10 protein-coding genes and 2 pseudogenes are annotated in these 12,905 nt (G+C 69.3%); 2 read left to right on the top strand and 10 right to left on the bottom strand.

What is annotated here, in order from left to right:
* Window positions 1-121: 121 nt before the first annotated feature.
* The 3 genes and pseudogenes from OG439_RS50025 to OG439_RS07535 form a co-directional block, all read right to left on the bottom strand.
* A pseudogene (locus OG439_RS50025) lies at window positions 122-535 on the bottom strand (ATP-binding protein); the annotation flags it as partial.
* A pseudogene (locus tag OG439_RS50030) lies at window positions 450-659 on the bottom strand (ATP-binding protein); the annotation flags it as partial. The pseudogenes OG439_RS50030 and OG439_RS50025, both read right to left, overlap by 86 nt.
* A 252-nt stretch (window positions 660-911) precedes the next feature.
* A complete protein-coding gene (locus tag OG439_RS07535) occupies window positions 912-3,713 on the bottom strand; it encodes an arabinosyltransferase domain-containing protein (protein ID WP_326948633.1) in 2,802 nt (933 codons plus the stop codon).
* 332 nt (window positions 3,714-4,045) lie between these two features.
* Between OG439_RS07535 and OG439_RS07540 the strand changes: the two genes are divergently transcribed.
* Window positions 4,046-4,402, top strand: a complete 357-nt coding sequence (locus OG439_RS07540) for a hypothetical protein (protein WP_326948634.1) — start codon at window positions 4,046-4,048, stop codon at window positions 4,400-4,402.
* 737 nt (window positions 4,403-5,139) lie between these two features.
* On the opposite strand, the gene OG439_RS07545 is transcribed toward OG439_RS07540, so the two are convergent.
* The 3 genes from OG439_RS07545 to OG439_RS07555 form a co-directional block, all read right to left on the bottom strand.
* Window positions 5,140-5,556, bottom strand: coding sequence for an organic hydroperoxide resistance protein (locus OG439_RS07545; RefSeq protein ID WP_326948635.1), 417 nt, complete (start codon window positions 5,554-5,556; stop codon window positions 5,140-5,142).
* A gap of 2 nt (window positions 5,557-5,558) precedes the next feature.
* Entirely contained in the window at window positions 5,559-6,503 is a 945-nt protein-coding gene (locus tag OG439_RS07550) for an NAD-dependent epimerase/dehydratase family protein (protein WP_326948636.1), read from the bottom strand.
* A gap of 101 nt (window positions 6,504-6,604) precedes the next feature.
* A complete protein-coding gene (locus OG439_RS07555) occupies window positions 6,605-7,168 on the bottom strand; it encodes a TetR/AcrR family transcriptional regulator (protein WP_326948637.1) in 564 nt (187 codons plus the stop codon).
* A 232-nt stretch (window positions 7,169-7,400) separates the two neighbouring features.
* Here OG439_RS07555 and OG439_RS07560 point away from each other — a divergent pair, with 232 nt between their 5' ends.
* A complete protein-coding gene (locus tag OG439_RS07560) occupies window positions 7,401-7,661 on the top strand; it encodes a hypothetical protein (RefSeq protein WP_326948638.1) in 261 nt (86 codons plus the stop codon).
* 22 nt (window positions 7,662-7,683) lie between these two features.
* Here the strand turns inward: OG439_RS07560 and OG439_RS07565 are convergent, their stop codons facing one another.
* The 4 genes from OG439_RS07565 to OG439_RS50035 all read right to left on the bottom strand — a co-directional run bounded on the left by OG439_RS07565 (window position 7,684) and on the right by OG439_RS50035 (window position 12,726).
* The gene (locus OG439_RS07565) at window positions 7,684-8,307 is read right to left on the bottom strand and encodes a helix-hairpin-helix domain-containing protein (RefSeq protein ID WP_326951505.1); all 624 of its coding nucleotides are present in this window, start codon (window positions 8,305-8,307) and stop codon (window positions 7,684-7,686) included.
* Window positions 8,308-8,372: 65 nt separating this feature from the next.
* Window positions 8,373-8,846, bottom strand: a complete 474-nt coding sequence (locus tag OG439_RS07570) for a hypothetical protein (RefSeq protein ID WP_326948639.1) — start codon at window positions 8,844-8,846, stop codon at window positions 8,373-8,375.
* Window positions 8,847-9,610: 764 nt separating this feature from the next.
* Window positions 9,611-10,876: an RHS repeat-associated core domain-containing protein gene (locus tag OG439_RS07575; RefSeq protein ID WP_442792325.1), complete on the bottom strand. Its 1,266-nt coding sequence runs from the start codon at window positions 10,874-10,876 to the stop codon at window positions 9,611-9,613.
* 65 nt (window positions 10,877-10,941) lie between these two features.
* The gene (locus OG439_RS50035) at window positions 10,942-12,726 is read right to left on the bottom strand and encodes a DUF6531 domain-containing protein (protein ID WP_442792289.1); all 1,785 of its coding nucleotides are present in this window, start codon (window positions 12,724-12,726) and stop codon (window positions 10,942-10,944) included.
* Window positions 12,727-12,905: the final 179 nt, after the last annotated feature.

The following is a 12,905-nucleotide window of genomic DNA, read 5'->3' on the forward strand; positions in this document are numbered from 1 at the left end:
GATGCGGCACCCCCGCCTGTAGCGTGCGCGTTCCCGGGCTCGGGCGACGCTGTTGCGCAACGACTCCAGTGACGGCAGCGACGGATCCGGGCTCGGGGGCGGTGACCTGCCGGACGAACAGGTCGACGCGGTCTAGCAACCACAGCGGTGTCCGAGCGAGGTAGCGCGCACGCTGCGCCGGGGTGCAGCGGCAGACCTCGGTCCGGACGCTGCCGCACAGGCAGTCCCGGGCGGTGAACACGACGCGTGCTCCGGCCGGGCCCGATTCGGCACCTGCCGAGGCGGTGATGCCGATCGTGCCGTTCTCCAGCGCCGGACGCAGCACCTCGACGGAGCGGGCAGAAAACTCGGGAAGGTCCTCGACGGTCAGGACACCGCGGTGGGCCAGCGTCAGCAACCCCGGCCGACTCAGGGATCCGGCTATCGCGGCGATCGTGTCGTCGGGGAGCAGGGAAACGCCGGGTGGGCGCTGCGTTGTCGGGCCAGGGTTCGCCGACCGGGAAGTGCCACGTGCTGACCTCGAGCGCCTCGGTATCGGTGAGGTCGGCCATCAACGTCCGGATCGACCGCGGCAGCAGGAGGACCGGGGTGCCGGGAGCCGCGACGTGCAAGGTGTGGTGACCGCCGGCGGCCGCGGCCGCGGCAGCCCGGACCGCCATGGGCGCCAGCCGGGCCCAGGCTTCGGGAGCCCACGGCGTAGTCGACGATACCCCTTCGCCCGATTCGGGCCGCGGGACCGGAGGGGGTCCGGCCGTCGCAAACCCCGGGTGATCGGGATCCCGAGCCGGGTGGAGGCGTCGGCGTTGAAGCGGTGGAGGTCGCTGTCTTCGATCTTGACGTCCGTGAACAGCAGTGTGATCGGTTCGTCGGGGTGATCGTGGCGAACAAGCTCGGCGCGGAGCGGCGTCCCGTTACGCTGGAAGGGTCCGCCAGCCCGTCACCGTGTGGCTTTCGCGGCTCAGCCGGTAGGCGGCGTCGGCGTACGGGCGGTCGAGGCGGTACACCGTCCGCATCGGAGTGGCCGGTTCGGTGTCGAGCCGGGTGTACAGCCTGGTGATCGTCGAGACGCGGTTCTGCGCGCCGAGGATCCCGCCGACTTCCGGGCTCCACGAACCGCCCGCGGTGGCGCTGTGCTCGCTGCCGTCCGGACCGAACCCGAACCCGATGGCGTAGGAGACCGGCGCCACGATGCCGTTCGCGATGACCGGCTGGCCCTGGCAGGGGTAGAGCCAGTTCAGCTGCCAGTCGACGAGCGTGTGCCCGTCGCGCGGCAGGAAGTCGCCGACCGGGACGACGTCGCGCACCGTGGGCATCGCGAACGACAGCCAGTCCTGCGTCACCTTCGCGGTCAGCCGGAAGGCCGTGGTGCCCGCGGGGAGGGCCGTGCCGTCGCTGATCGCCACGTCCCGCCAGGACAGGCTGTCCTCCGGCGCGGCGAAGTCCGAGCGGGCGACCACGCGGTACCCGCCGTCGGACGCGGCCGCGAACTCGGCGGTGAGGGTGTTGCCCGCACCGGTCACGCCGCTCACGGTCGTCATGAGCTGCTTGTCCGCCGACAGGTCGGCGGGCAGCCGCAACCACGGCGTGGTCATGGTGGCCGGTCCGGCGGTCAGGCTGCCGTAGACCTCGGCCGTCGCGGGGCCCGGCTCGGGCGGGCTGCCCGGCGCCCGGACGTCGCGGTCGAAGCCGTCGGTGGCCGGCGCGCCCGCCAGCACCGCGACCGGACGCGCGGAGCCCGGGTCGGCGGCTCGCAGCACCCGCGCCTCCCCGCAGCGGCGGGCGAGCGGGTCCGCGACGGCGTCCGCCCACGGCGACCACGAATCCCGGGTCCGCACCGTGGCGAGCGCGAACCCGCCGACGAGGAAAGCCAGCTCTCCCACCAGGAAGCAGACGGCGATCGCCCGGGCGAGGTGGATCGCGGTGAAGGCGTCCCGGCGCGGGACGAGCGTGACGACGAGGGCTCCGGCGAGCACCACGGCCGGCGCCACTGCACTCGGCAGCGGCTCGCCGGCCAGGGGGACGCCGGGTAGCACGTCGTCGGCCCACGTGTTGCGGCCCTGGGCGGCCAGCCAGATCCAGCCGCCCGACCCGGCCAGGAGCAGGGAGCCGACCACGAAGGTCAGGCGGCGGGTGCCGAGGTAGCGCCGGGCCAAGTCCGGCGCCGACAGGGCCAGATGGCTGAGGAAGATCGTCGCGACGCCGGCGAACGCCCCGAAGTGCCACGGCCACTTCGACGGGGTGCACACCAGCAGCACGAGCCCCAGCGTGCAGGTCCAGCCGGTCAGCCACAGCGGCCGGGGCAACGGCCGTCGGCGCTGCCGGGCGCGGACGCACAGCAGCACGAAGAACGGCACGATCAGCAGGAGCAGCAGCGCCGGTGCGCGCAGCGCGAAGTTGCCGGTGGACTGGTCGCCCAGCAGCAGCCGGTACCGGTCCAGCTCGTCGCCGAGCGGGTCCGGGGGACCGGTGTCGAGGCCGCCGCCGAAGGACGAGCTGCCGCGCAGGAAGTCGTTCAGCGAGCCGTCGGCGAACCCCGCGACGGCGGCGATCGCCGCGCACGACACCACGCACAGCACCGCGGCGACCGCGTCCGTCGTCGAACGCGCGGTCCTGCGGATCAGCTGCGCCGCCGATTTCGCCCCGAGCGCCAGGGGGAGCAGCACGAGGACGCCGGCGGTGTGCGCGATGAGCCCGAGGGACGCCGCGCCGACGGCGAGGCCGAGGTACCCGACCCGTTGCCGGCGGCGGGCGAGCAGCATGGCGCAGACGGTGATCGTCAGGCAGGCCGAGACCGAAGCCTCCTGGCGGGTGCCGAGGCCGAACGGCAGCCACCAGGTGAGGAACAGCAGCGCCGGGACCAGCAGGCGCTTCCCCACGGCGACCGGGCCGACTGCGCCGCGGACCCCCAGCCACGTGATGATCGCGAAGAACAGCGACGGCACCCGCTGGAGCACGGGAGCCGTGCCGAGTTCGGACCACCACGCGTAGAGCTGCAACAGCCACGTGAACGGGACGTAGGAATTGTTGTGGTACATGTAGTAATTGCCGAAATAACCCGCGTGTTCCCGGTTGAGCGCCATCGCGTACATCCAGCCGTCGTCGCTCGTCCGCGGCGCGAGGAACAGCCACGCGAGCAGCGTGACGCCGACGACGACGTCCGCGGCGCGGGGGCGGAAGCGCTTCCGCCGGCCGGGCCGCCGGTACAGCACGATCAGGCAGCCCGCGCACACCAGCAGCCCGGCCACCACGGCCGCCAGGAGCACGAGCTTCACCGGCGTCGGCGCGGAGGCGAACCGGTCGTCGACCCGCACGGTGACGTCGAGGTCCCGGCCGGGCAGCGTGGTGATCGCCGTGATCAACGCGTCCACGTCCGGCAGCGCCGACGTGCCCAGCGTCCGCCCGTCCTTGGTGTAGAACAGCTTCTGGTCCTCGGTGCGGATCCGGTACTGGCAGGGTTGCGCCGTGATCGGTTCGCGGAAGACGACGGCCGGGCCGAGGAACGCCGTGAGAGAGCCATTTTCGGCGGTCACCCGCAGCCCCTCGGCGGCCGTGGGCTGGTCGGGATCGGTGGTGGCGAGCAGGATGTGCGACGCCCGATCGGCGTCGGCGGCGGCCGCTGCGTCCACGGTGGCGCAGGAGAAACCGGCCGTCAGCCCGAGCGGCTTGCCGGCTTCGAGCGCGAGCAGAGTGGACTGCGGCGCGGTGGGATCCACCGGCCAGGAAACCGAAGGATCGTCGACCGCGACTGGCGCCAGCGGCAGTGCGAGCGCACACAGGATGGTCAGGATTCCTGCGCCTGCCGCCAGCGCTCTCAGCCGGCGCCGCGGTGGCCGGGTGGGCGGCTCCGCCATCGGTGTTGTCGTACGCGGTTCGAGAACTGCGGGCGAGTGAACGATGACGTCTCCTCGGCTGCATCAAGGGATACTCACCCACGATGCAGGCCCGGGCGCCGGGAAAACACCAGACAGTCAGGTAGCCAGGCCGGCGCTGATCAGCCAGATGTGTTCACAGGTCGCCGCGGCCGCCGGGTGCCCGGCCCAGGTGGGTGCCTGGCGTGCTGGGCGCGGTGGCGGCGGGGATGGTGCCGTGGGTGTTCGTGCTGGGCCGGACCCTGCCCGAGACGACCCAGGTGCGGCACTGGCCTGCCGTGTGGATCGGACTCGACCTGGCCATGGCGCTCGGCTGCGCGACGACGGCGCGGTGGTATCACCGGGGCGATGCCCGCGCCCGCCTGTCGGCCTCGGCGGTCGCGGCGCTCATGGGGATGGACGCCTGGTTCGACGTCCTCACCGCCCGGCCCGGCGCCGAATTCACCCAGGCGCTCGTCTGCGCGGTCCCGGAACTGGCCCTGGCCGGACTGTGCACCTGGCTCGCCCTGCGTGATACAGAAAGGTTGTCATGAAACGAGAACACCCGCGACTGCCGCGGTCGAGCCGGGCCAGATCCCGAACCCGAAAGACGCGATCGAGAAAACCTCCACAGTGCCGCCTGCTCCGGCCTGATCCCGCCGGCCACAGCGCAGAAGGCAATCGCCGGCAACTGGATCACCGCCTTCGACGACGCCGGGCTCCGCATCGCCGGCGGCAAGGTTCTACCTCCGAGACATCTCAGCCCGGTGCACCAGCCACCGCGGCGACGAAGACGGCAACTGATCACCCACCTCGCTCCGTGACTTGGAGCTCGCTGGAAACGTCCTCCGCAAATCGGATGGCGGAACCGGTGAGGGCCCTGATCGTGACCCGACACCGGGCGTCGGTGAGGGTTGCAGCGGGAGTAGCGGCCCGGCGACGAATCCATCGCCGTGATCGCTCTGCCGCGTCTCGCCGTCATGCACCAGCCGGTGCGCGATGTGCCGACCGACGCCCTTGCAACCCGCCACCGCCCATACCCGTTCGGTGCACCGGCGCCCGGCCGCAAGACGGTTGCCCGACACCACGGAACGCACTCTTCTGCCGATGAGCGGACGTTCGGCGCCAGAGTCGGCCGGCGGACGTCTCCTGCCACGATGACCGACGGGACAGGGGAGCCAGACATCGTGCAGCCGACCGGAAGCGCCGGGTTCTGACAGATGCCAGTGCGGCGACCGTCGACGCGACGGTCGCCGCACTGTGTGTTGGGCGCTATGCCGGAGCCTGCCGGTCAGACAGCGACGCGCAGCATGACGTCGATGTTGCCGCGGATCGCCCGTGAGTACGGGCAGCGCCCGTGGGCGTCCCTGGCCAGCGACTCGGCGTCCGCCTGCGACAGCCCGGGGAGTGAGGCGGTCAGCTCGACGTCGAGCAGGAACCCGGCCTCGTCCTGGGCGAGGCTCACCCGCGCGAGGATCGTGTCGCCGGACAGCTTGATCTTGCGTTCCCTGGCGACCAGCCGCAACGCGCTGTGGAAGCAGGCCGAGTAGCCCGCGCCGAACAACTGCTCGGGGTTGGTCGCCGTGCCGGAGCCGCCCGCTTCCTTGGGGAGCGCGAGTGCGGTGTCCAGCAGGCCGTCGCTGGAGCGGACCTTGCCGTTGCGGCCGTCACCGCTGGAGGTCACTTCGGTGGTGTACAGGGTCTGCACGGTCACTGTCCTTTCTGGACGGAGTGGGCGAACCAGTCGAGGGTTGTGGCGAGCGCGTCGCGCATCGGGGTGGCGCGGGCACCGAAAGTGCTGGTGTAGAGCGAGTCGTCCATGACGAACGGCTCGGTGTGCCAGTAGAAGAGTTCGCGGTACTCGGCCATGAACTCCTCGTCGTACGGGCCGAACGGCTCCGCCTCGCGCTGCACCGTGATCTGCGTCGGCTCGCCGGTCAGGTCGCCGATGATGTCGTGGATCTGCCGGGTCGTGTACGGGCCGTCGACGGGCAGGTGCCACAGCCTGCCGAGTGCGCGATCGTCGGAGCCGAGCACGGCGAGCCCGGCGGCGAGGTCAGGCACGTAGGTGTAGCTCTTCGGCAGGTCGATGTCGCCCAGCCCGAGCCTGGTCGCGCCGGCCAGCGCGGCCGGGAACACCGACACGCCTAGCGAGGACAGCAGAACGCGTGGGCCGAAGAAGTCGGCCGCCATGCCGAGCGCGACGCGGACGTCCCCACGCTCGTGTGCGGCCAGGTACCGTTCGGTGATCGCGGCGCGCGTCTTGCCCTTGGGGCCTGGCGCGGCGAGCGGCGTTCGCTCGGTCATCGGCACCCCGCCGGTCGGGCCGTACTGGTTGAGCGTCTCGACGGTGACCAGCTTCGCGCCGCTGCGGCCGACGACGTCGAGCAGCGCGTCCTGGATCACCGGCAGCACCTGCGGTTGCAGCTGGTACGGCACGTGCGTGCAGTTGTAGACGACGTCGGCGCCCTCGACGATCTCGGCGAGCTTGACCCGGTCGGTCACGTCGGCGGCGACCCGCACCGAACCGGCGATCTGTTCCCCTCCGCCGGACCGGTTCACCGTGCGCACCCGGTTGCCCTGGGCGACGAGCCGCTCGGCGAGGGTCAGGCCGACGGGTCCGGTGCCGAGGACGACGTGCAGTTTCGGGGTCATGACTTCTCCTCTAACTGAGTGATTAACCACTCACACTTGGCGTGAAAGAAAGGCCGCACGACGCGGCCGTTCTCGCGGCGAAACTCGATTGGCGACGGAGCTCAGTAGTGGCGCAGGCCCGCCGAGAGCGTGTTCGCCCACGGCGCGTCGACCTCGGTGGCGCCGATCGCCACCACCAGGTGACACAACGCCCCCCTGGCCATGAAGTCCTGGACCGCGCCGGCATCCGCGCCGGAAACGCTGCGCACGTACTCGACGGTCCTGGCGTAGCTGCGCCGCACCACCTCGCGCACCGCGGGCTCGGACGCCGCTGCCGCCTGGGCGTGCACCTGGACCAGCAGCAGGTCTGGATCGGCGATGAGCCGGGCGTACTCGTCGCCCATCGCCATCAGCACCTCGTGCGGCTCGCTGCCGCGCGCCTTGGCCGCCCCCCTGGCGAAGCTGTCCCGCACGAGGTCGAAAGTATGCTCGACGACCGCGACGAACAACGCCTCCTTGTTGGGGAACAGGCGGTAGACATAGGCCTGCGAGATGCCCGCCCGCTTCGCCACCTCGGTGGTGTTGGTGCCGTAGTAGCCACGGGCCGCGAAGCTGCTGACCGCGGTGCTGAGCACCACTTCCCTGCGTTCCTCCGCGGTGCTGAGCACCCGTCCCGTCGCTGCCATGTGAGTAATAATCCACTCACACTTTCCGGTGTCAACCTCTCGGCGCTTCCCGTCAGGCCGCCCCGATCCGCGGGACCAACGACCGCCCACGAGCCGGTCGGCCGTGAAACTGAGGTTGGACCCGCATCGAACATCCGCTTCTGCCGCTGATCAGTCGCTCGCTGGGAGTGGTCATGGTTGCGGTTGGTGACTCCGACACGTGAGGATGCGGCTGGAGTGAGCTGGAGGATTCGTGCACGAGTTGAGCGATCAGGAGCTGGTTGCCGAGCGCAACCGCGGCCTCTTCACCCGGGCTGCCGGCTTCGAAATCGAGTTTTTCGCGCGCGGTAGCAGCACGGCGCTGCGGTTCACGGACGGCCAGGGTCAGCCGATCGCCGGCTTCCCGTGGTGGGACGACGTCTGCCGCGATCTGCGGACGTGGACCTGGCCGATGTCCCCCTGGGCGACGTCAGCCATCCGTACTGCGATCTTGACCAGTGCTGGCACATCCTGATCTGGCGGCATGCCGACCGTGTCTACATCGCCGAGGGCGAAGACGAGACATCGTTGCACAACCTGCACTGGGTGGCGGCTGACGAGTACGCCAGCGCCTGGACTGACACTTCTCGCTCGCAACACCGACCGAGACGAGTTCGAATACGTGGTCGACACTGCCAGATTCGGCCAGCCGCGGTGACCTCGAACCGGGTCATGCCAGGCAGTGCGGGGGGCGTCGAGGTCGGGCACGAGCCCGGGCAGATGCCCGGGGCGGGTCGTGTGGCGGCCACGCCGGCGGCCTGGAGGTCCGGGCGCCGGTCCCCGCTGAACCGGCTGAACGCGCCCGCGGTGGCGAGGGCTTCGACGGCGGTCTTCGTCAGCTGGATTCGACGGGTGAGGTCGTCGATGCTCGTGTACGGCCCGTGCGCCTGGCGCTCGGCGACGATCGTGTCGGCGACGGTCTCGCCGACGGTTCGGACGCCGGCGAGACCGAGGCGGATCGCGACACCGCCGGTGCTGTCCGGTTCGGTCCGAGGGTGGTGTGGGCGAGACCTGCGTTGAGGTCGGGTTCCCGCATCAGGACGCCGTGGCGGCGGGCGTCGGCGACCAGCGACCGCGGGCTGTAGAACCCCATCGGCTGCGCCCGCGGCAACCCCGCGCAGAACGCCGCGCTGTGGAGTGCGGCATCAAACGCTACCGAGCCGTCGCCATCTGCAAGCCTGAGCGATTACGCGCAGAATAGAGTGTCGAGCGTGGATATCTGCGAACTCCAGTCGGTGCTGCCGTATTTGACCACCAAGTATTGGACCCACTGAACGTGACCTCCGCAAATTGGAGACACTTGAGGGTTGTCGGAATAGATTGTCCGCTGTTCTCCGGCGGAGAGAGTGGCGAAGCCGTCGTCATCGTGCTTCAGTGTTCCGGTGGTTTGCAGTCGATAGTCCATATCCCACGCCACGGTCCGCGCGGTCGTCGCCGTGTTGATCAAGCCCAGGTAGCCGAGAACATTGCAACTGTTGCTGTCGCAGTTGTAACGGAAACACACCTGATAGCGGATCACCCCGTATCCGCTCGTGCCGGAACACTTCGGCGAACTCATTATTCCGTTGGAATCAGATTGCGACGAGCTGCTTCTCGAAGCGGTAACGCTTTCGGCGGCGGCCACCGACGCAGTGAAGAATATGCCGAGAAGTATGGTCATGCCAAGGCATAGTGCGGTCAATGTTCGTTTCACGAAGATCCCCTCGATGGTAAAGTATGTAGGTTCCTTGCGAAGGTACCGATAATGCTTGTTGTTCGCTAGCGGCCGAATGGTGGATTGATCGACTGAACCGCAATCTGGGCCACTTCAGGAATGTCATGTGCGTCGTCGCGTGCCTCCGGCTGCACAGCAGGATGCCGCTTAAGGCTGTTTACAGGCCGACGTAATGTCGACGTGGATGCGGCAGGTCTATGCGGTGAAGGGCGGCGACCTGGGTGATCGTTGGTATGTCCTTGCCGACGGTGAGACCGTCCGTTAATGGTGAGCTAACGGAACCTTCGCCCTGCTGCGTGACAAGGACAAATGGCCGGTCGCGATCTCACTGCGTCGGTCCTGAGTCGTGGCGTGGACACCTGGGAGAAGCTCGCGGCCGAGAGCTAACCGGGGAGGTTCGTGCCGGCGGAACGAATGATCGACGTGGGTGGTGTGGCACTTTGTCCCGTGCGTAGGCCCGGCTGGATTCGCGCCGACCGGGCCTACGTTCACCGCACGGTGGTTCCTCCCTTCGAGGGGTGTGGCAGCCGGTCTATCAGTCACAACTGTCGATTGTGCTGTCGAAGGAGTACGGCAACAGGTAGCCAGCACCCGGCACGCCAGTGACGGCCGGCGCGGTGCCCAGGCCCCGGCCGCCGCGGTTGACAGGGTTCCCGTCGACGTAGACGTACTGGCCGGCGGCGTCCGGCTTTATGCACGGGTTGATGGGATCAATCGCCGAACCCGTTGATTATCCAGTTCCCCACGACACCGCCGATGCATCCGAGGGCGGCAGCGGGGATTACCCCGGGGGCGGTGGCCACCCCGGACAGAGCCCCGATGGCACCGGCGGCGGCGCCTCCGAGGCACGCCTTCGAGGTGTCGGCCTTCAGGCCGGTGGGGTCGATCCGGTTGACGGGGTTGCCGCCGACGTAGGCGTATCGGCTTGCCATGTCGGGCTCCAGGACCAGGCTGATGGGGTCGAGGGCGGTCCAGTTGCCGGTGGTCGGGTCGTGCCACCGGACGCCGTGCTTGAGCCAGCCCGTGGTCTCGTCCAGTAGTCCCTGGGCGTAACGGACGGGGTTGGCCGCAGAGGCTGCGCCGGAAGCGGTGAGTTGCTTTCCGGCGGGGTCGTAGGTGTAAGAGGCCGTTACCGCGCCGCTGCTGTCGATCAGGGTGACGGGACTGCTCTGGTTGTCCAGCGCGTAGTAGTGCGTGGTGCCGTCAGGCCGCTGGAAGATGAGCGGCATGCCGGTGGGGTCGGCGTCGACGTAGCTGGTCTGGCCGTTCTTGGTGAACGACTGGAGCACCGGGACACCGTTGGTGTCGTTGCGCCCGTGGACGTAGCTGGTCGTGTTCGCCCCGGTGGTGGTGGAGACGAGTTCGTTCTGGTCGCCGCCGGCCCAGGTGTAGGTGCTCGAGGACGAGCCTTCGGTGTGGGTCGTGGTTTGCCCGGCGGCGTTGTAGGTGAAGGTGCCCTGGGCCGGGTCGGCGGTCCGGTTCCCTGCGGCGTCGTGGCTGTAGCCGGCGTTCGAGATCTGGTTGCCCGCGTTGTAGGTCAGGGTTTGCGTGGTGGTCCCGTCGACCTTCGCGGTGAGCCTGTTGCCGGCCTTGTCGTAGGTGTAGGCGTAGTCGTGACCGCCGTAGTTCGAGACCGCGGTGACCCGGTTGGAGGTGTCGTAGCTGTAGAGCGACACCGCGCCGGAGAGGTTGTCGGTCGACCACTTGATCAACCCGGTGTCGGTGGTGGCCGACGCCGACGGGCACGTTTGCCCGGCGACGCGGGGCGAGTAGCAGAACCCGGCGTCGAACGTCTTGGTCGCGTCGTTGGACGCGCGTGAGGTCCAGGTCCGCGAGATCCGGCCGCTCTTGTCGAAGGTGGTTTTCGTGTGGGCGGCGAAGGTGGTGCGGGCGGGGTTGGTGTTGAACCAGGTGTCGGTGCGCTTGCCGTCGTCGTCGTAGGCGAACGCGGTCTTCTGCCCGTTCGGGGTGGTCATCTCGGTGACCTGGTTCGCCGCGTCGTAGCCGTAGGTGGTGGCGCCGCGGGCGTCGGTCTTCGACGTCAGGTTCCCGGCCTTGTCGTATCCGTAGGACAGGGTGCCGCCGCCGGAGTTCGCGGTGCGCGAGGTGATCCGGTTCTGCGCGTCGTAGGTGAAGGTCGTCGTGCCCGAGGTGTCGGTGCGGGTGAGGACGTTGCCGGCGCCGTCGTAGGTGAACGCCACGTCGGGGGTGCCGTCGGAGTACTGGATGGTCTTGACGCGGTCGGCGCGGTCGTAGGCGTAGATGGTGCGCAGCCCGCGGCCGTCGCGGACGGCGTGCAGCCGCCCGAACCCGTCGTAGGAGATGGCGATCGCCGCCAGGCCCGAGCCGGCCGGCGGGGCGACGTCGGTGATCTGGTGATCGGTGTTCGCGGTGTAGTCGGTGACGTTGCTGCGCGGGTCGGTGGAGGTGTTGAGGGTGCCGTCGGCGTTGTAGTCGACCTTCGACGTCGCGGTCGCGGCCGTGTTGGCCGAGCTGAGGGGGTTGCCGGCGCCGTCGTAGGTGAACAGCTTGGCGTTGCCCTGCCCGTCGGTGCCACCGGAGGGCAGGTACTTGGCCGCGCCGGTGTTGGCGTAGGTCGCGGTCGCCTTCGCCCCGGTCGGGCGGTGACGCCGGTCAGCGACTCACCGGCGTTCACGGCCGGGTCGTGCCCGAAGGTGGTCACACCCCCGGTGCCGCTGGTCGAGGTCGCGACGTCGGTGAACGGGGTGTAGGTCTTGGCGCGTCCCCGGCCGAGCGGGTCGGCCACGGACGTCACCAGCTCCTGGGCGTTGAGGAAGTAGTCGGTCTGTGGCCCGTTGGCGGGGATGGCCTCGGTGTTGTTCGGGCTCGCGACCAGCGTCTCGCCGGCCGAGTAGTAGGTGAACCGGGTCGCCGCGCCGCCGGCCGGGTTCTCCTGGGTCACCTTTTTGACACGGTGCGAGGCGTCGTACTGGATCGCGGTCTGCTTGCCGGCTTCGTTGGTGATCGTGGTCAAGTCACCGGTGGTCGGGTCGTAGCCGAACTGGGTGTCCTTCGACGTCGGGTCGGTGATCTTGGTCAGCTTGCCCGCGGTGTAGGTGTAGGTGGCGCTGCGCGCGGTGCCGTCGTCGCCGGTCTGGCCGATCGTGGCCACGGTGCCCGACCAGGTGAGGTTCGCCGTCCGGGCGCCCGCGCCGCCGCGGGTCGAGGTGACCTGGAACAGCTTCCCGGAGGCGTAGGTGAACGCGGACGTCTGGGCGTTGCGGTCCTTGATCGACACCAGTTGCCCGGTCGAGTCGAACGTCGATACGGCGTTGGTGTCGTGGTCGGTGATCGTCCAGCCCGACGCGGTCTTCACCATGACGACCTTGAACCCGGCCGGCGCGGTGTACGCCGTTCCACCGGCGGGTTGGAACAGCCCCTCGCGGCCTTCGGGCGCGAGGTAGAGCACGGAGTTGTCGGAGTTGAGGATCACCTTGGTGTCCTGTCCGACTCGCATCGCCCAACCTGCACCCGCTGATCCGGACGGCAGCGCGGCGCCCGAGCCGAGACGCAGGCTGTTGAAGGTCAGCCCGAGCTGAAGATCGGCCTGGATACCCGGTAGCGCCAGTTCGGAGGTGGTGACCAGCAGGTTGCCGGTGCCGACGTCGACCGACGCGGACACCTTGTCGGAGATCGGGAACGGGATCCGGGTCGCCGACGGGCGAGCCCCGGTCAAGGTCGGGGTCAGCACCGCGGCGGGACCGGCCTCGGCCGGCGTCACGGCGAGCAAACCGCCGGACAACAGCACCAACGTGGTTGCGACCACGAGGGCCGGACGACGGCATGACGTTCTTCGCGTGGACAAGCTGACTCCTCGTTGTCAGAGATTCGGCACTCCCATTGCCTCGATCAAGGAAAGGTCGTGCCTGCGCGGTCGGCTCACGCCCGGAGGAGCGGGACGGTTGACGTTCTGGCAGGTGATTCACCCGGATGCTGCACAAGCAGCGTGGCCGCGTCGCGCGCCGTCGAGCAGACCCGTCAACA

The sequence above is a fragment of the Amycolatopsis sp. NBC_01307 genome (genome assembly GCF_035975215.1).
Taxonomy (GTDB): Bacteria; Actinomycetota; Actinomycetes; order Mycobacteriales; family Pseudonocardiaceae; genus Amycolatopsis.

Coding starts and splice junctions, on each gene's coding strand:
- OG439_RS07575 (WP_442792325.1), bottom strand. CDS start 10,876: ATGACCACCCCGAACGGGCAGAAGACCGCGTTCGCCTACGACGACGAC.
- OG439_RS07570 (WP_326948639.1), bottom strand. CDS start 8,846: ATGACCATACTTCTCGGCATATTCTTCACTGCGTCGGTGGCCGCCGCC.
- OG439_RS07555 (WP_326948637.1), bottom strand. CDS start 7,168: ATGGCAGCGACGGGACGGGTGCTCAGCACCGCGGAGGAACGCAGGGAA.
- OG439_RS07550 (WP_326948636.1), bottom strand. CDS start 6,503: ATGACCCCGAAACTGCACGTCGTCCTCGGCACCGGACCCGTCGGCCTG.